The sequence below is a fragment of the Paenarthrobacter sp. NPDC089322 genome (assembly GCF_040684895.1).
GTDB lineage: Bacteria > Actinomycetota > Actinomycetes > Actinomycetales > Micrococcaceae > Arthrobacter.
In genome coordinates this window covers 49,412-70,597 of sequence record NZ_JBFBGW010000014.1, presented here as the reverse complement: position 1 = coordinate 70,597, position 21,186 = coordinate 49,412, and the positions used below count along the sequence as shown (strand labels likewise).

The following is a 21,186-nucleotide window of genomic DNA, read 5'->3' as shown; positions in this document are numbered from 1 at the left end:
TCGGGTGCCTGCAGCGGTGTCGCATGCAGTGAAGTTCTCCGGGAAAGCGCATTCCCACTGCTTCGATCATGCACCACGGCGCGCAGGATTGGCAAGCGCTTTCCCAAAAGTTGTTTGAAGCGGCATAATTTTCTTAGCGCCAGTCCCGACGCCTGCAGAAAAGGAGGGCCCCGTGGCCGCCAGCACACTGAGTGAAGTTGCCCGAGTGGCAGGGGTTTCCCTTGCCACAGCGTCACGGGTCCTCAACGGATCGTCCCGCAAGCCTGCCGAGGACATCGCCGAGCGTGTCCGTAAAGCTGCCGACGAGCTCGGGTACGTCCCCAACGCCCAGGCCCAGGCGCTCGCGAAATCGAGCTCCGGCCTCATTGGCCTCATCGTCCACGACATCGCCGACCCCTACTTCTCCGCAATTGCCCGCGGGGTGCAGGACGCCGCCCGCCGGCAGAATCGCATGGTGTTGCTTGCCAGCACGTCCGGCGCTCCCTTGGACGAGAAGGAAGCCGTGGCGGCGTTCGCCGCACGCCGGGCCGATTCCATCGTCATTGCGGGATCACGATCAGTACGGTCCGAGGACCGGCAGGGGAATGGTGAACTCGCAGCTGAACTGGACCGCTACTGCCGCAATGGCGGGCACGTCGGGGTGGTTGGACATCCGATTGAGGGAGCCGCGACCGCTGAGGGTTACCACGTGGTGGAGGTTCCCAATGAGGAACTCGCCGCCACCCTGGCCGCTGAACTAACAGGCGGACACGATGGGGACTTCCTTATCGTTGCCGGACCCGAAGGGCTCCTCACCTCGGACGACCGCGTCCGGGGCTTTCAGCGCGGCCTTGCAGAATCCGGATGTCCGGAGGCGGAAGTCATCCGCACCGGCTTCAACCGGGCAGGTGGATACGACGCCGGACTCGCGCTCGCCCACCGGATCAAGGGCTCCAAAAGGCGGCTGTGCATTTTCGCGGTCAACGACGTCATGGCGATCGGAGTTACCGCCGCACTGCGCTCAGAGGGTGTGTGGATTCCCCGGGACGCCACCATTGCAGGCTTTGACGACATCGAGACCCTCCGCGACTTCCGGCCTGCCCTGTCCACAGTGCGCCTGCCCCTTGAGGACATCGGTCGCCTCGCCGCCGGCGACGAGAACACTGCGCCCGTCAGCGGCGATGTGAAACTCCGCCGCAGCACGGACGTTGCCAGCGAGAACCAGCCCGCTTGACCGCTGGCACCACACCGGAGCTTTCGCGCATGGAACAAGCAACGCACGACGACGGCGGGCCGGCTCCCGCGTCAAGCGCACCGAAACCGGAGGTGCTGTCCGCTCTGACGGTGATTCCCGCCGTCGGGCGTTCCACCGAGCCGGCGCCCGCCATGCTGGTGCTGCCCGGGGGAGCCTACGCGCGCCAAGCCGATCACGAGGCCGAACCCGTGGCTGAGTGGCTCGCGTCCTTGGGAATCCATGCGTTCGTGCTGCGATATCGAGTGGCTCCGCATCGGCATCCGGCGCCACTGGAGGACGGCAAACAGGCGCTTCTATGGATCAGGAACGGCGGCCATGGGCTCGCGGTGGATCCCGCGTGCGTGGGCGTGCTTGGCTTTTCGGCGGGTGGACACCTGGCGGCTTCGCTGTCCGTCGGAGTGCCAACCGGTGATGAAGAATTGGATGTCGCCGATGCTGTGCCCGACCTCAGCGTCCTCTGCTATCCCGTGATCTCGTTCGTGGACTCGGTGCATCAGGGCTCCGTTGATAATTTGGCAGGGCCGGGAGCCGGGGTCGAGTTCCTTGAGGCTTTGTCGGCTGAGCGCAGTGTTGGTCGCCGCACTCCGCCGGCGTTCCTCTGGCATACCGCCGATGACGAGGCTGTTCCTGTCAGCCACAGCCTGGCCTACGCGGGAGCACTTAGCCGGGCGGGGATCCCCGCCGAGCTGCACGTCTTCCCGCAGGGCGTCCACGGCATCGGTTTGGCGGAAGGAACGCCCGGCGCGGAGCAGTGGACGGCCCTGTGTGCCGACTGGCTTTCGCGGATGTGGAGTCTTAGTCCTCGCCGAGGGTGATTCCGTGCAGGAACGCGGCGTCGTTGAGGACGTTTTCAGGTTCGTCGTCTTCCACGAATTCCAACATGACGTCCATGTCTTTGCCGTTCCCGCGCAGGACATCCGACACTGACTGCCACAATTGCTTCCGGGCACGCAACGGGTGCCGCTCGGCTTCAGGTCCCCAGGAAAAACAGTGCACGCCCACCAGGTGCGGGAGGACCTGGTGGAGTGACTCGAGCGCCTGCTGGTCGGAAAGCCCGACGGCGGGTTGCCAGTACGTGCCGACGTTGCCATGATCCACCCGCGACAGGAGTTGAAGCGTCGTTTCCGGGGAGTCCGTCAACGTATTGCCGTGATATTCGAAGGCTATGGCTACGTTTCGTGCGGCTGCCAGATCCGCGATCCGCCGCGTATCTTCCACCACGGCAGCCCAATCTTCTTCAGTGGCTGCAGCGCTGCCGGTGCCGCCTGCCCAAATGCGTACTCGTGGCGCGCCCAAGGCGATGGCCAGTTCAAGGACGCGATCAAAGTCGTCGAAGGACCCTGCCCGGTAGTAGGAGCCCAGCGAAAGCACTGACATTCCCTCTTCCTCGGTTGCTTCCTTCGCGTGGGCTGCAGACGCCGCATCGCTGACGTGGACATCCGTTCCCCACTCGATCCCGGCGAGCCCCGCCTCGGAGGAGATCCGGATGACGTCGTCGATCCCTTTTTCGCGGAGCGTGACGGAACAAATGCCGGGCGTGAGGTCCGCCAAGGTGGTGAGGTCGATCATTGGTTCAGAATACCGGGAATGCGCTTACCAAGTAAGGTGTGACGCGGGCCCGGGAAAGGAATTCGTCCTCCGTTGAACATCAGTTCGACTTACTCAACGTCCTGCCCATGATCGCCTGGGTCAAGGCATCGATGACCTCTGCGTTGGCTAAGGGGTTCCGGATCAGGGTGAAATCGACGTCGCCTACGGGAGGCAGGCCGAAGCGCTGGGTGATCACCTTCAGATCCTCGGGAACCAAGGAAGCGGGCATCACGGCTACGCCGATGCCTGCACGAACAGCTGCCAGCACGCCGCTGATCTGTTTGGTGCTGCACGTGATCCGCCACGTGCGGCCGGCAGCTTCCAATGCATCGATCGCCAGCTTCCGGCTCAGGCTCGGTGCCGGGTAGGCGATGAGCGGAACGGGCGCTCCAGGTTCCAGCACGGTTTGTTCCACTCCCACCCAAGCGAAGTTATCGTGCCGCACAACGGTTCCCTCCTTGGCACCCGCCACCCACTTCACGAACACGAGGTCCAACTGTCCGGCGTTGAGGCGCTTGTAGAGCTGGTCGCTTTGGCTGACCGTCAGTTCCAGGTTGATTTGCGGATACAACTGCCTGAATTCGCGCAGGATCCGGGGGAGCCCCGTGATGGCGAGATCGTCCGCCGTACCGAAGCGAAGCCGGCCACGCATGGCAGACCCGGAGAAGTAGCGGGCAGCGGAATCATGAGCGGCCAGGATGCTCCGGGCAAAGCCCGCCATGGCGTCGCCGTTGTCGGTCAGCCGGACTTCACGCGTGTCCCGGGCCACGAGTACGCGCTTCGCGGCGGCCTCGAGTTTCCGGACGTGTTGGCTGACGGTGGGTTGCGCGAGCCCCAACCGGTCCGCTGCTTTGGTGAAACTCAGGGTTTCCGCGACGGCCAGGAATGAGCGGAGCTGGACAGGTTCAAACACGGAACTCCTCAATCGCTGGTTCGAAATACGGCGCCGATGCTGAAAGCCCATTGCATTCCGCAATGCTAGTTATAGCCGCAATACGCTTCCATAATTGCTGCTGGCAACCATAGCGTTAAACGCATCCCACCGAAACTCTCGATCCGAGGATTACTTTTGGCACCCCCACCGCCTTCAGCGGCAAACGTCAGCCAGCCCGTCATCGATTCCATGTCCGCGCCACCGGCGCCGGACACCGTCACCCAGCCACTCGCCGTCGTAAGCGAAAAGCTGCCCTGGCGGCACACCTTCATATCGCTGAAGGTCCCGAACTTCAGGATCTTCGCAATCGGCCACTTCATCGCCGTGATCGCCATCTGGATGCAACGCATCGCCCAGGACTGGATGGTGCTCCAACTGTCCGGCTCCGTGACGGCTGTCGGCATCACCGTTGCCCTGCAGTTCATGCCGTCGCTGTTCCTTGGTCCGTGGGGCGGCATGATGGCCGACCGCTTCACCAAGCGCAAGATCCTCATCATCTGCCAGTCCGCTGCAGCTGTCCTGGCTGCTGCGCTGGCCGTCCTGTCCCTGACCCAACTGGTGCAGGTGTGGCACGTTTACGTCATCGCGCTGCTCCTTGGCTTCGTCACTGTCCTTGACCAGCCAGCCAGGCAAGTGTTCGTCAACGAACTCGTTGGTCCCAAATACCTGCGCAACGCGATCAGCGTGAACTCCACGACGTTCCAATTGGGTGGCCTGATCGGACCTGCCCTTGCCGGTTGGTTGCTTACGGCCGTGGGCGCTGGTTGGGCCTTTGCCGCCAACGCCGTGGCATGCTGCTCCACCGTGGCCATGTTGTTGATCCTTCGCAAGGATCAGCTCCATCTCAGCCAGCCCACGCCGCGGAAAAAGGGCATGCTCCGCGAAGGCCTCCAGTACGCACTCAGCAAACCCACTATCTACTGGCCATGGCTGATGGCCGGTTTCATCGCAGTTTTCGCGATGAGCCTGCCCGTGCTGTTGGCCGCCTTCGCTGACCACGTTTACGACGCCGGTGCCGGAGGCTACGGGCTGCTCAACGCCATGGTTGCGCTCGGTGCACTGACGGGCGCAATTGCGTCCACCCGACGGCGGCAACTGCGGCTGCGGTCGGTGGTGCTTTCAGCCGGCCTGTACGGATTGATGCTCTGCCTGTCCGCTGTGATGCCATCCATGGTGTGGTTCAGCGTTGCGATGGTCCTTGCAGGTTTCTGGTGCCTCATGTTCCTCACAGCGGCCAACCAGATGGTGCAGACCAGTTCCAACATGAGCATTCGGGGCAGGGTCATGAGCCTCTACCTTGTGGTGCTCATCGGTGGCCAAGCAATCGGTGGTCCCATGCTGGGATGGCTCGCCGAGCATCTTGGTCCGCAGTTGGCGATCCTGGTGTCCGGTGGCGTGCCGGCAATCGCGGCGGCCGTAGTCGCCGTCGTGCTGGCTCGGAAGTCGTCCCTTCACATCAAGGTGGACCTGCGTAACCGGCGTCGGGTCCTACGGATCGAGGACCGGACCCAAACCGTGTAAGCCTGGCCGGGTAACGGGGTAGCCGGGTTACTGGGTCGCTTGGGCCGGTTCCTGTTCCGCACTCTCTTGTTGCGTTGCGGGCCGGCCATGCGTGACCCGGTGACTGACGCGGTCGGCAGTATCGTCCACACGGACAAGGTGATCCACGGGTTCCATGTAGAAGCGGGCACTGTTGATCGCGCCCTCGTCTACCCCGAAGATAATCACCCCCGTGAGTTCGTGCGGTGTGCCGTCCCGCCACGACCCTTGCATATGCAGTTCGGTCCACACCTGGCTGGTGGTCACGCTGTGCGAAAGCATGCGTACCTTGATGTCCGGGACTCCCGTGAAGAGTTGTTCCCAGTTGGTGCGGATTGCGTCCCTGCCCGTGAAGCCCCTGGTGGGGTGGGCCGGGGTTTCATTGACATACCCAGGCGCGAAACATTCGGCCAAGGCTTCCAGATCGTGTTTATTCGTGGCTTCCAACAGGCGGTGGATGACGGCGAGCGGACCCGCCCCAGCATCGTCGGTGAGAGTCATTGGAGGACCTCCCGGATAGGTGGACTGTACCTACGATTTTAGGCCGTCGGTGCTCTGAGCGGGTGCCTTCCTGACCCACTTTGGATGGGGCGGCAACCAAGGACGGTTGATTTTGCGGGCTTTGAAGGAGTTTCCGCGGCAAAGAAAGTATTGGAGCAACGCGGGGCCCGGCAAGACGACCTTGCTCCTACAAGAAAAAGACCCCTTTCCTTGTGGATTCACAAGGAAAGGGGTCTTCCTGGAGCGGGCGACGGGAATCGAACCCGCGTATCGAGCTTGGGAAGCTAGCGCTCTACCATTGAGCTACGCCCGCATTCGCACCGGTGTTGCCGGAGCGAATCCCAGCTTAGCGTAGTTCCACGGCTGCGAATGACAGACGCGCTGGTGGCCGGGCGCCAGGGGATTACTTGAACAGCTTCAAACCGTTCCAGCCGGACCCAACCTGCTTGTACGTGCTCCACTGTCCCCGGCCGAGGCCGTAGTTGTACAGGTTCCCTTCCATGGTCTGTGCGGTGATGCCACGAGTGCCGGCGCCCGTCAGGCCAAAGCTCGGGAGCAGGACCCGCATGTACTGCCAGCCTGTGCCAACGGTCATGGCCGGACCATAAAAGCCCGCCCAGCCGTCGCCACGATAATTGATGAGCGAACCCGATGCAGTCCTGGCCAGGAGGTCGTTCGCACCATCTCCCTCCCAGTCCGCCATGGTCAGCTCCATGCCGTTCCAACCCTTGCCGATGATCTGCGGACCGCTCAAAGCGCCGCCGAATGTATTGGGGTAGTAACGCAGGACTCCGTCGGGGAAGTATCCGACGACGCTGGGGCGGGGATGGGCATGGCTCCACTTGCCCACGGTGATGGTCATGTTTTCCCAGCCGCCGTTGCCCACGACAACCTGGTTTGCGAAGCCACCGCCCGGGAGGCCGCGGTAGACGCCTAGGACTCCATTGTTCCACTGCGCAAGGATGTCGTACACGCCGTCGACGTCCCAGTCCACGACGAAGCCCTGCTTCAAACCGCTCCAGCCTGAACCGATCTGGACCGGCGGCATGTAGCCGCCTGCCGTCGTCGCGGGGTAGCGGAGCAGGCGGCCGGAAGCGTCGGCTGCAACCAGGTCCGCGCCCGACTTGATGCTGGCAGCGGCGGCCGTGTTGCCGGCGAAGTAGTGCTCGAGCGTCGGTATTCCGCGCCGGTTCATGTCCGTGGCTAAAGCGACGCCGACGTACCGCAGGTGCCACGGTTCATAGCTGTAGCCCGTGGTTCCTGTGTAGCCGTTGGGGTACCTGACGATGAAGCCGTACTTATGCGCGTTGGCGGCCACCCATTTGCCGGCGGCGGTGTCCCCAAAGCAGGTGCTCAGGCCGCAGGAGCCGGCCGCGTTGCCGATGTCCATGGCCAGGCCTGTTTGGTGCTCGCTGTATCCGGGGCGGGCGGAAATGGTGTCGGCGGTGGCCTGGCCATAGATGCTGACGTAGTAGGCATAGACCTGCTGCTGTTGTGCGTACGACCTGTAGCCGCTCACGATCGACAGGCCACCGGTGCCGGCGTCAGCTGCTCCCTGGAACAAGCCGTTCAACCAGGCTGCCGCTTCGGCGCGCATGTATTGGCCGGAGCCGCGGGCATTGATGAGGTCGGCCGGAACGTAACTGATCGGGTTCAGCGGCCGGGACTTATTGACGAGCACCGAGTAGTTGGCAGGATCCCCGATCGGGTCCACGCTCGGCAGCGGATTCACGGTGGTTGGGACTGCCACCTTGGCGACGACGGCAGCAGCTTCCTGGGCCGCGGGAGGCGACGCCACGGCCGGGGCAGCGGCAGTAACACCGCCGGCCACCGCAAGGGCGAGGAAGGCCGCGCACGCGGCCACCCGGCGTCGTGCTCTTGCCGCTAATGGTTGGTGTCCAGGAAAATGCATTACGCCCCCAAATTGATTAATGCCGGCCGCAGGAACTCTACCCGGCCCCGCAGGACATGTCAGCAATGGCACGTAAAGATACGTGAGGTAACCATTCGGTCAAGGCTCGTTTGTCATGTGTCGTTGGCGGGAGCGGCTGACTATTCTGAAGGTGTTAGCTGCAGTGTATGGGGAACCGGGCTACGACATTCGAACCGTACGCCGAAAGAGGTTTCCGTGGCATTTGCAGACTACGAAGTAGTGATCAGCAGGGATGCCATGACCGTTTACGGGTTCCTCATGGACGGAATGAACAACTCCCTCTGGCGTTCGGGAGTCCGGAGCATATCGCTTCGGTCCGGTATCCGTGGCGAAAAGGGCGCCGTCTACCAACAGACCCTTACCGGGCCCGGCGGACGCCCCATCGCCGCCGATTTCAAAATCACCGAAGCCCGACCCGGCGCAGAAGTCCGCTTCGCGGTTGTCGCCGGGCCCGCACGCCCCACCGGTGGCTACTACCTCAGCACCGAAGGCAAGACCACCCGGCTTCGCTTCGCCCTCGAGTACCATCCCAAGGGCCTCCAGAAACTCATGAACGGCATGATCCAGAAGACCATGGAGACCGAAGTGGCGCAGCTGGAAGAACTCAAGACGGTGATTGAGTCGCGCTCCGCCGCCTGAGCTTGTCGCTTTACTGGGCCAGCTTAAAGCCGGTCCAACCTCCGCCAACGCTTACCGGAGCCGTGAGCTTGCCGGACGTCAGATCCCAGTACTCAAGCACACCGTTGGTTCCCAGTCCGGCGATTCCAGTGGTATCCGGACCCTCGACCCCGCGCAGCGCGCGCAGACCCGAGTAGTCAGTCCACGCCGCACCGACTATCGGCCTGGCTTCCTGTTTTGGAATGGCCAGTCCCGTGCCCCGGTATAGCCTGAGGTACCCGTTTGGCTCAACGGTGAGCAGATCCTGGAACCCGTCCGCGTTGTAGTCCACCATGCTGAGCCGGACCGCCTTGTTGCCGGTGCCGATCGCCGCCTGCGTGCGGATATAAGTCATCCCCGAGTTCTTGTAGAACCACAAGCCTCCCGAATCATCCATCGCGACGATCTGCGGGAGTCGGTTATTCGCACACCAGTTACCTATGGAAATGTTCAGCGATTGCCAGCCATGCCCCAGGATCCCGGGCGAACCGAAGCCACCACCCTGCCTGCCGGGATAAGCCAAAAGGGCTCCATCGGTACGCTGTGCGATGAGGTCGAAGACACCGTCGCGGTCCCAATCCGACACGAAGAGTTCCTTGAGCCCGGTAAATCCGGCGCCGATCTTACGGGCGGCGCCGTACTTCGCGTTCCCAAGCGACGGGTAGGAGTACACCGAACCGTCCGGGCCGATGGAGACCAGGTCTGCAGAGCTCCGGATGGAAGCAGCGCTCAAGTCCACGGTCGGGGGCTGGAACTTGTCATCGGGCTGGCAGACTCCGACGGGGTCCGTTGGCGGGGTGACAGTTCCGCCCGGCCGGGTGGTGGTTCCAGCAGGCAAAGTGGTGTACCCAAAGAAGTTCACTACGCCCCAGAGGGTGTAACGGTTCGGGGTGGTCTGCCAATTGCCGTCCGTATACGTGATGCCGATGCCCATCACGTTGAACCGCGGATCGCGCAGCAGGGCGTCGTGCCCGGGAGATCCCTTCCACCACTCGACGAGCTGGGCGGCATCCCGGTCCCACCGCACCGCGATGACCTCTCCTGCGCCGTTGTTCGGGTTGAGCGCGCGAGGGTCAGTCCAAAAGTTGGGCCGGTGTTGGATCACTTCGCGGCTGGCGATGCTGTTGGACCATTCCTGCGCCAAGCCAGCAACCGTTGCGTGGTACTTCACCGGGGCAAGGCCGAGGGATGCCCGGTAGCTGTTGATGGCATTGAACACCGTCAGGATGGCGGCCGTGTTGTCGTCCGGAAGCAGTGCGAGGGCGCCGTTGTCGAGGTTCGGATCCGTGGCGGGGGACTTGCCGGGGAAGGGGGTGGGCAGCGGGGTTGGTGTGGCGTCGGTCGGCGACTGTGTGGCGGGGGACGCAGTCGGCGAGGGTGTGGCGTCGGTCGGCGAGGGCGACGGGGTGGGCGTGGCGGGGGAGGTCGTCGGCGACGGCGACGGCGTCGGGGAGGGGGTGGGCGTGGCGGGGGAAGCCGTGCGCGGCGGCGTACTCGATGGGGAGGGTCCCGCTGCGGGTGCGGAGGGCCGCGGGCTTGTCGTGGCTGAAGCGGACTGCGACGGTCCTGGCTCCACGGGTGCCGGATCAGCGATGCCTGGACCGCTGTCCTCTTGTTCGGAACTGCCCAGCGACGTGCCCTCCGGACCCCACGATGGCCCGATGCCAGGTACCGGTGGCGGAGTTTCTACGACGGGGTCCACAGCGACCGCCCTGGTGGGGACTCCGCCGTCAGTCCCCGGCACCGTTGCGAAACTTGGTTCAGGAGCCGGGGTGCCGCTGGCCTCTTCGCCGGCAGCGGGGGTGCCATCGGCAGGTGAGGGCTCCGGCGTCGTAGTTGTTTCAGGTGCCGTGAAACCCGAGGGGACGCTGCTGGAAGGTGTGGTGCCGCCCGCGGGAACAGTCTCTTTGGCCGGCAGGATCTGACTGGAGGCAGCTACCACAATGGCCAGTGCACCGGCCAGCACGATAGCCGCGGGCGCTGCCAATTTCCCCACAATTACCCCGCGAATGCTCGTTGCCCCCAAGTACGGGCGCGGCTTTACCTGTCCGGGAACTATAGTCCCATGGGAAGGCAGGGACAATGCATGCGGTATTTTTGATGCTGTGCTGATCTCTGACCGCGATATTCGTGCCGAAATTGACTCCCAACGGATTGTCCTTGAACCGTACGATCCCGCGATGGTTCAGCCGTCTTCCGTGGACGTCCGGATTGACAGGTTTTTCCGGCTCTTCGACAACCACAAATACGCCCACATCGATCCCGCCGAGGAGCAGCCGGAACTCACCCGGCTTGTGGAAGTGGAGGGTGAGGAGCCGTTCATCCTGCACCCCGGTGAATTCGTGCTCGGTTCCACGTACGAGACTGTGAGCCTGCCCGATGACATCGCCGCGCGCCTTGAAGGTAAATCGTCCCTTGGCCGTCTTGGCCTTTTGACGCACTCCACTGCCGGGTTCATCGATCCCGGTTTCTCCGGGCACGTAACATTGGAGCTCTCGAACGTAGCGACTTTGCCCATTAAGCTGTGGCCGGGCATGAAAATCGGCCAGCTGTGCTTCTTCCGACTGACGTCTTCGGCGGAACATCCCTACGGATCCGGCGAGTATGGAAACCGCTACCAAGGCCAGCGCGGACCGACAGCCAGCCGCAGCCACCAGAATTTCCACCGGACGGTGATCTAGCCGAGGAGTTGCCCGCCGGGCCTCCACCGGAGCGGGCAGGCCCACGCCGCCGGGGTCTACGTCGCCGAGGCGCCCGGTTACGCCGGCGTTCGCTCGGGTGTCCGGGGCGGGGCGCCGGGAGTTCTGCGGATGGCCTTGACCAGGGGCTCCACGAATCGTGCAGCCAGCGGGCCGAGGATGGCCATGATGAGGACATAGGCCGTAGCGAGTGCCGCGAGTTGGTCCGGGACCGCTCCGGAAGCTACCGCCAGGCCGGCGATAACGATGGAGAATTCGCCGCGGGCAATGAGGGCAGCGCCCGCGCGGAAGCGGCCGGGTACCGCAATCCCGGCTCGCTTCGCCGCCCAGATCCCTGTGAGCATCTTGGTGAGGGCCGTCAGGAGTGCCAGCGCCAGTGCCCAGCCGAGAACCGGCGGGATGGAGCGAGGATCCGTGTTCAGGCCGAAGGCCACAAAGAAGATCGCTGCAAAAAGGTCGCGCAACGGCTCCAGAATGCGCGTTGCGTTGTGGGCTGTTGCTCCGGAGATGGCGATGCCGAGCATGAACGCGCCAACTGCGGCGGAGACCTGAAGGGCTGAGGCGATGCCGGCCACCAGAAGGGCGAGCCCCAGGACGTTCAGGAGGAATACCTCGGAGTTCTCGCTATGGACCGCTTGGGAGACCCGATGCCCGTGCTTGAGGGCGACGAGCAGAACGACAGTAACTACCGCCAAGGCGATCCCCACCGTCTGCAGCCCACCGAGGAAGCCAACGCCGGCAAGGATCGCCGTGAGGATTGGCAGGTAGATGGCCATGGCGAGGTCCTCGAACACGAGGATGGAAAGCACAACGGGTGTTTCGCGGTTACCGATCCGTCCGAGATCGGTGATGACCTTGGCGGCGATCCCCGAGGACGAAATGTAGGTGACGCCTCCCATGACGATGGCACCCACTACGCCCCAGCCCAGAAGGACGGCAATGCCCGCTCCCGGCAGGAAGTTGAGGACAAAATCCAACACGCCGGCCTGCCACGAGCGCCTCAACCCTGTGACCAGCTCCGACGCTGTGTATTCCAAGCCGAGCATCAACAGGAGCAGGATGACCCCTATCTCCCCGGACAGGTGGGCGAACTCATGCATGCCGTCCAACCTGACAAAGCCGCCCGCACCGAAGGCCAGTCCGCCCACAAGGTAGAGGGGAATGGGGGACATGCCGATCCGGCCCGCTAATCGAGCAAGGAGACCGAGGCAGAAGACGACGGCCCCCAGTTCAACGAGGGCTAGAGCGAGCGGATCCATGAGCGGGTCAGCCGTTGCGAAGGATATCGGCCGCTGAGTCGAGGCCTTCCTGCGTACCGACCGCTACGAGCAAATCGCCGGTGTGGAGTACGACGTCGGGAGCCGGCGAGGGGACGACCTCGCCTTCCCGCATGATCGCCACGATGGAAACGCCGCTGCGTGTGCGGATTTGGGCTTTGCCCATGGGTTGGTTCACGAACGGGGAGTCAGGGGTGATGGAGAACTGGCGCGTGACAATGCCCGGCACCTCACGATGAGCTTCAGCGAGTCGCATGGCGATGTGCTGGCCGCTCAAGAGATTGCCCAGCGTGGCTGCTTCGTCCGCCGTGAGCGGTATGGACGCCTGGCACGTGTCTGGATCATCCCAGGTGGATACGAAAAGTTCGGTCTCGCCCTCGCGCAGTTCCACGACACCGATGCGACGACCCGAGGCCGTGATGAAATCCTTGCGGACCCCGAGGCCCGGGAGTTCAGTCTCATCCACGTTCATAACATCCACCCTAACTCTGGTGCACCGGTCTGATATGGCGTTCCGCTTGCAGCCGTTGCTATCTAGTTAACGCTCAGGTACCACAGCTATTTCCACCTTGGTGGGCGGTTTCACTGGCAGGATCACGAGGAGTCCCGCCAAGAGGACCACCATGATTCCCAGAATGCCCCATCGTTGGGCTTCACCTTCTTGGACAAGCGGGGCGGCGATTGTGATGCACAGCGTAAATAGCGTGGGCGCCAGGAAGCTGACGGCCCTGCCCGTTGTTGCGTAAAGCCCGAAGAGTTCGCCGGATTCGCCTTCCGGTGCGAGCCGGGCGAGGTACGCCCGGGACGAGGACTGCGCGGGACCGACGAACAAGCAGAGCAGCAGGCCAAAGATCCAGAAGGTGTTGGCAGCCGGCCATTCACTTCCGAAGAAGACGTAGTTCCCGTTGCCGAGGACCAGGATGAATGTTCCTGCGATCAGCAGACCTATCAAGGACAGGACGATGACGGCTTTAGGGCCGATCTTGTCATCCAGGAAGCCTCCGAGGATGGCTCCTACGGCTGCGACAACGTTGCCGAAGATCGCGAAGAAGATGACGTCCTTGAGTTCGAAGCCGAATGTTCCGGCCGCAATGACGCCACCGAAGGTAAAGACCGCGGCCAGCCCATCGCGGAAAATCGCACTGGACAGAAGGAAGTAGATGGTGTGCGGACTGGTCCGGTAGATGGCCGCAATGCGCCGCAGCAACAGCCTGTAGGACGCAACGAAGCCCAAGGACGCGGTGTCCTTCCGCACAGAGACTTCCGGCACGGCGAACAGTACGGGCAGGGCGAAGATAAAAAACCACAGCGCCGCGAAGATGGCTACGAGGCGGATATTCAGCGACCCTTCCGTGGACGCCCCGAACCAATCGAACGACGGCTGGACGAAGAGCTGCAAGACAAGCAGGAGGGCCACGATCCCGCCGAGGTACCCCATGCCCCAGCCGAAGCCGCTGACCTTTCCGATGTTCCTGGGGGTCGATATCTGGGCCAGCATGGCGTTGTAGTTGACGCCGGCGAACTCAAAGAAGATGTTTCCCAGCGCGATCAGGGACACTCCCAGGAGCAGGAACTCCGGTTGCGGGAACACGAAGAAGCACAGGGCGGTGAGGATGGCCGTGGCCGCTGTGTTGACGCCGAGCCAGAGCTTGCGGCGGCCGCCGGCGTCTGATCGCTGGCCGGTCACGGGTGCGAGCAGTGCAATGGCCAAACCGGCTATTGCCAAGGCAGTGCCCAGGGCGGCAGATGCGGCATCCTCGCCGCCGAAAGAGTTGGAGGTGAGGTAGACGGTGAAGACGAAGGTGGTCATGATCGCGTTGAAGGCCGCCGACCCCCAGTCCCAGGATGCCCATGCGAGGATCTGGCCTTTCTTGGAAGACGCAGGTCCGGAGGCAAGCTCGGACGCCGGTTGGGAGGCTTCGGGAACTGCGGCCGCGTTCATAGTGTGAATGCTATAGGGACTGGGAGGACGACAAGCAGCCGACAGACCGCTATGTGGACAACCCGTCATTGTCCACATAGCGGCATTCCCGGCCAAGGACCGCCCGAACCCCTTGATAAACTAGTCATTCCGAACCCAACGTATGACCGCCTGCTCCAACTTTGACAATTCGTTCCTGACTTTGCGGAGAAAACAGTGATCACAGTTCTCGCCATCACCTTTGTAGCGGCAACTGTGGCGCCCTTGATCTTCGGAAAGCTTGGCCGGAACGCCTTCTATGTCCTTGCAGCAGTACCCGCTGTTGCCTTTGTTTGGCTCGCCCTTCAATACGGACAGGTATATTCCGGATCCGGCATAGAAGAAGTCACCCCGTGGATCCCTGACCTGAAGCTGGAGTTCGCCTTCAGGATGGATGCTCTGGCTTGGGTCATGTCTTTGCTGGTCCTTGGGGTGGGTTCACTGGTGCTTGTCTACTGCGCCCGGTACTTCAAGGACAAGGACCCTGATCTCGGGGCATTCGGTGCGCAACTCCTGGCCTTTGCCGGTGCCATGTTCGGCCTGGTGACGTCCGACGACCTGTTGATGCTGTTCATCTTCTGGGAACTCACCACCATCCTCTCCTACCTGTTGATCGGCTACGCCCGCACCCGCCTTGCTGCCCGCCGATCCGCTTTGCAGGCACTCATGGTCACCACGGCTGGCGGCCTGGCGATGCTGGTGGGCCTGATCATCATGGGCCACGCTGCCGGGACGTACCGCATCTCTGCCATCATGGACCAAGCCGGGGGGCTCGTCACCGGTCCCGACGGCGGCATGGTGAGTGCCGCCGTCGTACTCATCCTCATAGGTGCCATTAGCAAATCGGCGCTGGTCCCCTTCCACTTCTGGTTGCCGGGCGCCATGGCCGCCCCGACACCCGTGAGCGCCTACCTGCATGCCGCCGCCATGGTGAAGGCCGGCATTTACATCGTGGCCCGCTTGGCCCCGGGCTTCTCCGAAGCCGACTTGTGGCTGCCCATGGTCCTGGGCCTGGGGTTGGCCACCATGCTCGTGGGCGGGTACAGGGCGCTCAGGCAGACCGACATCAAGCTCATCCTTGCCTACGGCACCGTCAGCCAACTGGGCTTCCTCACTATGGTGGTTGGTCTCGGAAAGCCGGATGCCGCGTTGGCCGGCCTGGCGCTGCTGCTGGCCCATGGGCTGTTCAAGGCGGCCTTGTTCCTGGTGGTGGGCATCATCGACCATCAATCCGGGACCCGCGATATCCGTAAGCTTTCCGGAGTCTTCCGTTCGTCCCGCGCGCTTGGCGTGGTGGCCGCCATAGCTGCTGCCTCCATGGCCGGAGTGCCGCCGTTGGCCGGCTTCGTGGCCAAGGAATCAGTTTTCGAAGCGTTCGTACACTATGGTGCTGGCACTGACGCCCCCGCGTGGGGCCCGTGGTTACTGGTGGGCCTTGTGATCGGTTCCATCCTTACTTTCGCGTACAGCGCCCGGTTCATGTGGGGTGCTTTCGCCACCAAGTCAGGCGTTGAGCCGACACCGTTCAAAGCAATCAAGCCGTCCTTCCTGGCCGCACCGGCCATCCTGAGCTTCCTCACCATCGCATACGGCTTGTGGCCTGTTCCGGTTGATGGTTGGATCCAGCCTTACGCTGCGCTTTTTGCCGGCATAGAGGGCGCCGTCGACGCCGGGCACTTGGCTTTGTGGCACGGGCTTACTCCCGCTCTGGGTCTGACTGCGGTGACCTTCCTCGTGGGCGCAGCAATGTTTTACGGCCGCAATCTGGTCTCCCGCGCACAGGGGCTGGTCCCCGACTGGGTGGACGGCGACCGCGCTTACCAGAACACGATCGGTGCCTTGGACGACGTCGCAGTGTGGGTCACCGGACGAACCCAGCGTGGTTCCTTGTATTTCTACCTCACGGTCATTCTGACAGTGGCTTTCGCGGTGCCGCTCGCTGCGTTGATTGCAGCCAACAAGCCGCTGCCTGAGGATGTCTATTTCGTCGATCCCAACTCTCCTTTGCAACTGATTGCGGGAGTGGGTATCGTCGCCGGCGCGTTGGCCGCCGTCCGCGCCAACAAGCGATTCCTGGCAGTGCTCATGGTGTCCGTCACGGGCTACGGCATCGCGCTGATGTTCGCCCTGCAGGGCGCACCGGACCTTGCACTGACTCAGATGCTGGTGGAAACCATCGTGTTGGTTGCGTTCGTGCTGGCCATGCGCAGCCTTCCCGCCGAGCTGCGTGACCGCACAGGTGGCCGCCTCCGCGTCATTCGCGTGATCATCGGCGCAGCATTCGGCATCACCATGATCTTCGTGGCCATTTACGCCATGGGAGCCCGTGTGGCCACGCCCGTTTCCTTGGATTTCCCGCGGCTCGCCTACGAGGGCGGTGGTGGCCTGAACGTGGTCAACGTGACACTTGTGGACATCCGCGCGTGGGACACCTTTGGCGAGATTTCCGTTTTGGCCGTCGCAGCGACGGGTGTCGCAAGCCTGATCTTCGTCCGCAGCCGCGGCGACCGCATCAGAACCTCAGCCACGGTGCCCGAAGGCAGTGTGGGGCGCCGCACCGGCGTCGACCGTGACTCCCGCGATGGCGCCACCCTGGCAGTGGCACGGAAGTTCAGCGACGTCACCCGCGACGCCTGGCTCGTCGCCGGGCGCACGCTGGCGCCCGAGCGGAGGTCCATCATCTTCGAAGTGGTCACCCGGCTGATCTTCCACTCCATGATCGTCTTCTCCATCTACCTCCTCCTCGCCGGTCATAACCTGCCGGGCGGCGGATTTGCCGGTGGCCTGACTGCCGGCCTTGCCCTGACCATCCGTTACCTTGCCGGCGGCCGGTTCGAGCTGAGCGAGGCAGCGACAGTGAGTGCCGGCACCCTTTTGGGGACGGGACTCGCGACGGCGGCAGCGTCCGGCTTCGTTCCGCTCCTGCTCGGTGGACAGGTGTTCCAGAGCGCGATCATCGAGTTCTGGCTGCCCGTGTTCGGGGACGTCAAATTCGTCACCTCCACGATCTTCGATATCGGTGTGTACATCGTGGTGGTCGGGCTGGCCCTCGATGTCCTTCGCAGCCTGGGAGCCGAGATCGACGAGCACTTTGAAGGCAAAAAGGTACCGCTCGGCGAGGCCGATGTTGCCGAATCCACCGCGTCCGGGAAGGGTAACGCATGAGCATCAACCTGACCCTGCTGATCATCATGGGGGTGCTGTATGCGTGCGGCATCTACCTGATCCTGGAACGCAGCCTGACCCGTGTGTTGCTGGGACTGATGCTCCTGGCCAATGCCACCAACCTGCTGATTCTGTGCACGGGCGGGTATGCCGGCCTTGCGCCTCTGTTCACCAAGGACACAAACCCTGGTGACTACAACGATCCTTTGCCACAGGCGCTGATCCTGACCTCCATCGTCATTTCGTTCGCTGTTACGGCCTTCATGCTCGGCATCATCTACCGCACTTGGGCGCTGGCCCGCCAGGACGAAATCCAGGACGACCTCGAGGACCGCCGCGTGGCCAAGACTCCAAGCTTCGACGCAGAAGACGACGCCATCGTGCCATTGGAGACCTCGGAGTTCGCAGTCACTCCCGCAAGCCCCGACGAACGGGCGAAGGCCGACGCCACGGAAACCCCCGGTACGGCCCCAACCAAGGAAGGAGGCAGCGCGTGAACCTCGCAAACCTGTCGCCGCTCGCTGTCCTCCTGCCGATCCTGGGCGCGGCTCTTGCGTTCGTGCTGATCCGGCACACCGCTGCCCAGCGCATGGTCAGCATCGGCATCCTCAGCGCCACCCTGTTGCTCGAATGCGTGCTGCTGATGTCCGTCTGGGACGGCGGTACCACGTCCGTGACGCTGGGAGGCTGGTTGCCTCCGTGGGGCGTAGTCCTTGTGGTGGACCAGTTCTCCTCACTCATGCTCGTGGTTTCCACCGTCGTGAGCCTCGCAGTCCTTATCTACGCCACGGGCCAGGGCATGGCCGATGGCGACCAGGAAGCTCCCGTCTCGATCTTCCATCCCACCTACCTGATCCTGGTGGCCGGGGTGTCCAACGCCTTCCTGACGGGTGACCTCTTCAACCTCTACGTTGGCTTCGAGATCCTGCTGACAGCAAGCTACGTCCTGATGACACTGGGCGGGACAGGCCCCCGGATCCGTGCCGGTGTCACGTATGTGGTGGTCTCCGTGGTGTCGTCCGTGCTGTTCCTCATCGCGATCGCGATGATCTACGGGGCCACGGGAACAATCACCATGGCGGACCTTGCCATCAAGTTGGCGGAACTGGACCAGGGCACCCAGAACCTGCTGCATGTGATGCTGCTGGTGGCGTTCGGGATCAAAGCTGCCGTGTTTCCACTCTCGTTCTGGCTCCCGGACTCCTATCCCACGGCGCCGACCCCGGTCACGGCTGTGTTCGCCGGCCTGCTCACCAAAGTTGGCGTCTACGCGATGGTCCGGACCGAAACTCTTCTCTTCCCCGGGGACACCCTCAACGTACCTTTGATGGTGGTTGCCTTGCTGACCATGGTGGTGGGCATTCTTGGTGCCCTGGCGCAGAGCGACATCAAGCGTCTGCTCTCCTTCACTCTCGTCAGCCATATCGGCTACATGGTGTTCGGGCTGGCAATGTCTTCGGTCACGGGCCTGGGCGCGGCGGTCTTCTACGTGGCCCACCACATCACCGTGCAGACCAGCCTGTTCCTGGTCACGGGGCTCATAGAACGCCGCGGCGGCTCTTCCTCCGTGGACCGGCTGGGCGGGCTGGCCAAGCTTTCGCCGCTCTTGGCCTTGCTCTTCTTTGTCCCGGCGATGAACCTCGCAGGCATCCCGCCGTTCTCAGGCTTCCTTGGCAAACTTGGACTCCTGCAGGCGGGAGTTGAGCTGGGAACGCCATTGGCCATCGTGTTGGTGGCGGGCGGCGTTGTGACCAGCCTCCTGACCTTGCTGGCCATTGCCCGTGTGTGGAACAGGGCGTTCTGGCGCAAGCCCGAGGACGCGGAATTTCCCGATCCTGTGCTGCAGACGCCGGGAAACATCGGAGTCCTCCCCAGGACCATGGTGGGATCCACGGCAGGACTGGTGGTATTCGGCGTGGCACTCACGGTCTTCGCCGGCCCGCTCTTCCAGCTTGCCGGCGGTTCAGCGGAGATCATGCTGGACCGTTCGGCGTACATCCACTCTGTCCTGGGCGACTCAGCCCCTGTCCCGCCTCTTGCCCAAGGCGGTGCCAAGTGAGCCGCAAACCCATTTCCTTCCGCACCGAATTGCCCCTGCTTATCTGGCTGGTCATCGTTTGGGGAGCGTTGTGGCAGGACTTCAGCCCTGGCAATCTTTTGTTCGGCGCGCTGATCGCTGTTGTCGTGGCAAAGCTCTTCTACCTGCCGCCGGTTGAACTCAGCGGCCGCTTCAACGTGCTGCGTGCAATTCCATTCGCTGCGCTGTTTCTCGCCAAAGTCGTGGCAGCGAGCTTCCTCGTCCTTTACCTGGCCGTAGCCAAAGGGCCCAAGGTGCGCAGCGCCGTCGTCGAGGTTCCGTTACGGAGCCATTCGGATCTCATGGTGACGGCCACCGGGCATGTCATCTCGTTGATCCCTGGCTCGCTGGTGGTGGAGGTGGACCGGTCAACTTCCACCCTGTACCTGCACGCGCTCAATATCTACAACGAAGCCGATGTCGCGAAGATCCGACGCGAAGTCCAGAACATTGAGGCAGGACTCATCAGGATCATGGGCACGCCGGAGGAAGTCGAGGAGCTGCGGGATGAATCCCGTACGGGGATGGAAGGGGCAGCGCTGTGAAGGAACTCGTTCTGGTGGTTACCGCCGTCATCCTGAGCCTGGCTGCCGCCGGTGCCATCATCCGCATAGCGATCGGGCCGTCGTTGCTGGACCGTGTACTTGCTTCCGACGTCCTGCTGGCGATCGTGGGGGCAGCCCTGGCGATCGACATGGCCCTGAATCGACACCTCAACAACCTCATGCTGCTCGTGGCCCTGGCCGTCATCGGCTTCATCGGTTCGGTGACAGTGGCCCGCTTTGTTGCCGAAAGGAGGGAACAGAGCAATGAGTCCTGAAACCACCGGTGTGGACGCCGTCATCGATGCAGTAACCGCTGTCTTCCTGGTGGTCGGCGCCCTGATGTCCCTCGGCGCAGCCATCGGATTGCTGCGCTTCCCGGACCTCATGAGCCGCATGCACGCAGCCACCAAGCCGCAGGTCCTCGGGCTGTTCCTGATGCTCGCCGCCATAGGTCTCCAGATGCGCACCTGGTGGGTATGGCCGGTGTTGCTGGTGGCGTGGATCTTCCAGCTGCTGACGGCGCCCGTGTCCGCGCATATGGTGGGCCGTTCCGCCTACCGGACCAAGCACGGACACCGCGAGCTCCTCACCAAGGACGAGCTGGAAGCCGTAGTCCAGCGGGCAGCAGGCGAACAGCCGGGGAACAACACGCTCGACGGCGGCCGCTGACTTTTGCGGTTCGGCCCTCTGAGTGGTCGGTTCCGCACGGTGGGGCCGCGCTCCGGCGGGGTCGGTGCGGTGCGGCGGGTCGTTGCAGTCCGGCGGGGCGGCGGTCAGACGATGTCGTGCGTCTTCGCGAAGCGGGCGATGGCCCGCTGTGTGCTTCGACTTGAGAGGACCTGGATCAGCGTGCTGACGAAAGCCGAGATCAGCGCGAACGTCAATGCCGAGCGCAGGCTTGTCTCCAGGTCGTCGTGACCCTTGGGCGGTTTGTTGCCGGTGACTTTTTCCCAACCGATGTTGACCAATTTGGTGCCGACAAATCCGGCTCCCAGGCTCACGCCGGCACCTAGCAGCTTCAAGAGGAAGTTCATGCCACCAGCCTAGCCTCACATCCCCTCAGCTTGGCGTTGTT

Annotated in this window: 20 protein-coding genes and 1 tRNA gene; 11 read left to right on the top strand and 10 right to left on the bottom strand. The window is 63.2% G+C overall.

The window, feature by feature from the left end:
• The first annotated feature begins 172 nt into the window (after positions 1-172).
• Entirely contained in the window at positions 173-1,213 is a 1,041-nt protein-coding gene (locus tag AB0N65_RS14330) for a LacI family DNA-binding transcriptional regulator (RefSeq protein ID WP_364162683.1), read from the top strand.
• Between the two features lie 29 nt (positions 1,214-1,242).
• Entirely contained in the window at positions 1,243-2,049 is an 807-nt protein-coding gene (locus AB0N65_RS14325) for an alpha/beta hydrolase (RefSeq protein WP_364162680.1), read from the top strand.
• Here AB0N65_RS14325 and AB0N65_RS14320 read toward each other — a convergent pair.
• A complete protein-coding gene (locus tag AB0N65_RS14320) occupies positions 2,030-2,803 on the bottom strand; it encodes a sugar phosphate isomerase/epimerase (protein ID WP_364162677.1) in 774 nt (257 codons plus the stop codon). The two genes, AB0N65_RS14325 and AB0N65_RS14320, sit on opposite strands and share 20 nt — an antisense overlap.
• Positions 2,804-2,882: 79 nt before the next feature.
• Positions 2,883-3,737, bottom strand: coding sequence for a LysR substrate-binding domain-containing protein (locus tag AB0N65_RS14315; RefSeq protein WP_364162674.1), 855 nt, complete (start codon positions 3,735-3,737; stop codon positions 2,883-2,885).
• A 156-nt stretch (positions 3,738-3,893) separates the two neighbouring features.
• Between AB0N65_RS14315 and AB0N65_RS14310 the strand changes: the two genes are divergently transcribed.
• Entirely contained in the window at positions 3,894-5,279 is a 1,386-nt protein-coding gene (locus AB0N65_RS14310) for an MFS transporter (RefSeq protein WP_364162671.1), read from the top strand.
• A 27-nt stretch (positions 5,280-5,306) separates the two neighbouring features.
• On the opposite strand, the gene AB0N65_RS14305 is transcribed toward AB0N65_RS14310, so the two are convergent.
• The 3 genes from AB0N65_RS14305 to AB0N65_RS14295 all read right to left on the bottom strand — a co-directional run bounded on the left by AB0N65_RS14305 (position 5,307) and on the right by AB0N65_RS14295 (position 7,662).
• A complete protein-coding gene (locus AB0N65_RS14305) occupies positions 5,307-5,798 on the bottom strand; it encodes a nuclear transport factor 2 family protein (protein ID WP_364162668.1) in 492 nt (163 codons plus the stop codon).
• 239 nt (positions 5,799-6,037) lie between these two features.
• Positions 6,038-6,111, bottom strand: a tRNA-Gly gene (locus AB0N65_RS14300).
• Between the two features lie 90 nt (positions 6,112-6,201).
• Complete coding sequence (locus AB0N65_RS14295; RefSeq protein WP_364162665.1) at positions 6,202-7,662, bottom strand: M15 family metallopeptidase; 1,461 nt, start codon at positions 7,660-7,662, stop codon at positions 6,202-6,204.
• A 264-nt stretch (positions 7,663-7,926) separates the two neighbouring features.
• On the opposite strand from AB0N65_RS14295, the gene AB0N65_RS14290 reads away from it, so the two are divergent.
• Complete coding sequence (locus AB0N65_RS14290; protein ID WP_364162662.1) at positions 7,927-8,370, top strand: SRPBCC family protein; 444 nt, start codon at positions 7,927-7,929, stop codon at positions 8,368-8,370.
• Positions 8,371-8,380: 10 nt separating this feature from the next.
• On the opposite strand, the gene AB0N65_RS14285 is transcribed toward AB0N65_RS14290, so the two are convergent.
• On the bottom strand, positions 8,381-10,375 hold the full coding sequence (locus AB0N65_RS14285) for a CAP domain-containing protein (RefSeq protein WP_364162659.1): 1,995 nt from the start codon (positions 10,373-10,375) through the stop codon (positions 8,381-8,383).
• Between the two features lie 118 nt (positions 10,376-10,493).
• Between AB0N65_RS14285 and dcd the strand changes: the two genes are divergently transcribed.
• Positions 10,494-11,069: a dCTP deaminase gene (dcd, locus tag AB0N65_RS14280; RefSeq protein WP_364162657.1), complete on the top strand. Its 576-nt coding sequence runs from the start codon at positions 10,494-10,496 to the stop codon at positions 11,067-11,069.
• Between the two features lie 77 nt (positions 11,070-11,146).
• Here dcd and AB0N65_RS14275 read toward each other — a convergent pair whose 3' ends face one another.
• From AB0N65_RS14275 to AB0N65_RS14265, 3 genes are all read right to left on the bottom strand, one after another.
• Positions 11,147-12,346 carry a cation:proton antiporter gene (locus AB0N65_RS14275; RefSeq protein ID WP_364162654.1) on the bottom strand — a complete coding sequence of 400 codons (1,200 nt, stop codon included), beginning with the start codon at positions 12,344-12,346 and terminating at the stop codon, positions 11,147-11,149.
• Between the two features lie 7 nt (positions 12,347-12,353).
• A complete protein-coding gene (locus AB0N65_RS14270; RefSeq protein WP_364162651.1) occupies positions 12,354-12,836 on the bottom strand; it encodes a cation:proton antiporter regulatory subunit in 483 nt (160 codons plus the stop codon).
• 66 nt (positions 12,837-12,902) lie between these two features.
• Positions 12,903-14,306, bottom strand: a complete 1,404-nt coding sequence (locus AB0N65_RS14265; protein ID WP_364162649.1) for an MFS transporter — start codon at positions 14,304-14,306, stop codon at positions 12,903-12,905.
• 195 nt (positions 14,307-14,501) lie between these two features.
• Between AB0N65_RS14265 and AB0N65_RS14260 the strand changes: the two genes are divergently transcribed.
• The 6 genes from AB0N65_RS14260 to mnhG are packed head-to-tail and all read left to right on the top strand — an operon-like array spanning position 14,502 to position 20,780.
• A complete protein-coding gene (locus tag AB0N65_RS14260) occupies positions 14,502-17,489 on the top strand; it encodes a Na+/H+ antiporter subunit A (RefSeq protein WP_364162646.1) in 2,988 nt (995 codons plus the stop codon).
• Positions 17,486-17,986, top strand: coding sequence for a Na(+)/H(+) antiporter subunit C (locus AB0N65_RS14255; RefSeq protein ID WP_364162643.1), 501 nt, complete (start codon positions 17,486-17,488; stop codon positions 17,984-17,986). The genes AB0N65_RS14260 and AB0N65_RS14255 overlap by 4 nt, the downstream gene beginning before the upstream one ends.
• On the top strand, positions 17,983-19,548 hold the full coding sequence (locus AB0N65_RS14250) for a Na+/H+ antiporter subunit D (protein ID WP_364162640.1): 1,566 nt from the start codon (positions 17,983-17,985) through the stop codon (positions 19,546-19,548). The genes AB0N65_RS14255 and AB0N65_RS14250 overlap by 4 nt, the downstream gene beginning before the upstream one ends.
• Complete coding sequence (locus AB0N65_RS14245; protein ID WP_364162637.1) at positions 19,545-20,111, top strand: Na+/H+ antiporter subunit E; 567 nt, start codon at positions 19,545-19,547, stop codon at positions 20,109-20,111. Before AB0N65_RS14250 ends, AB0N65_RS14245 begins: the two co-directional genes overlap by 4 nt.
• Positions 20,108-20,386: a monovalent cation/H+ antiporter complex subunit F gene (locus tag AB0N65_RS14240; RefSeq protein ID WP_364162634.1), complete on the top strand. Its 279-nt coding sequence runs from the start codon at positions 20,108-20,110 to the stop codon at positions 20,384-20,386. The genes AB0N65_RS14245 and AB0N65_RS14240 overlap by 4 nt, the downstream gene beginning before the upstream one ends.
• The gene (gene mnhG, locus AB0N65_RS14235; RefSeq protein WP_364162631.1) at positions 20,376-20,780 is read left to right on the top strand and encodes a monovalent cation/H(+) antiporter subunit G; all 405 of its coding nucleotides are present in this window, start codon (positions 20,376-20,378) and stop codon (positions 20,778-20,780) included. Before AB0N65_RS14240 ends, mnhG begins: the two co-directional genes overlap by 11 nt.
• A gap of 104 nt (positions 20,781-20,884) precedes the next feature.
• Here the strand turns inward: mnhG and AB0N65_RS14230 are convergent, their stop codons facing one another.
• Positions 20,885-21,145 carry a DUF4235 domain-containing protein gene (locus AB0N65_RS14230; RefSeq protein WP_364162628.1) on the bottom strand — a complete coding sequence of 87 codons (261 nt, stop codon included), beginning with the start codon at positions 21,143-21,145 and terminating at the stop codon, positions 20,885-20,887.
• Positions 21,146-21,186 lie beyond the last annotated feature (41 nt).

Bases quoted from the DNA above. Each gene is read 5' to 3' on its own strand.
- AB0N65_RS14325 (WP_364162680.1), top strand. From the start codon at position 1,243: ATGGAACAAGCAACGCACGACGACGGCGGGCCGGCTCCCGCGTCAAGC.
- AB0N65_RS14320 (WP_364162677.1), bottom strand. From the start codon at position 2,803: ATGATCGACCTCACCACCTTGGCGGACCTCACGCCCGGCATTTGTTCC.
- AB0N65_RS14305 (WP_364162668.1), bottom strand. From the start codon at position 5,798: ATGACTCTCACCGACGATGCTGGGGCGGGTCCGCTCGCCGTCATCCAC.
- AB0N65_RS14275 (WP_364162654.1), bottom strand. From the start codon at position 12,346: ATGGATCCGCTCGCTCTAGCCCTCGTTGAACTGGGGGCCGTCGTCTTC.
- AB0N65_RS14270 (WP_364162651.1), bottom strand. From the start codon at position 12,836: ATGAACGTGGATGAGACTGAACTCCCGGGCCTCGGGGTCCGCAAGGAT.
- AB0N65_RS14265 (WP_364162649.1), bottom strand. From the start codon at position 14,306: ATGAACGCGGCCGCAGTTCCCGAAGCCTCCCAACCGGCGTCCGAGCTT.
- AB0N65_RS14255 (WP_364162643.1), top strand. From the start codon at position 17,486: ATGAGCATCAACCTGACCCTGCTGATCATCATGGGGGTGCTGTATGCG.
- mnhG (WP_364162631.1), top strand. From the start codon at position 20,376: ATGAGTCCTGAAACCACCGGTGTGGACGCCGTCATCGATGCAGTAACC.
- AB0N65_RS14230 (WP_364162628.1), bottom strand. From the start codon at position 21,145: ATGAACTTCCTCTTGAAGCTGCTAGGTGCCGGCGTGAGCCTGGGAGCC.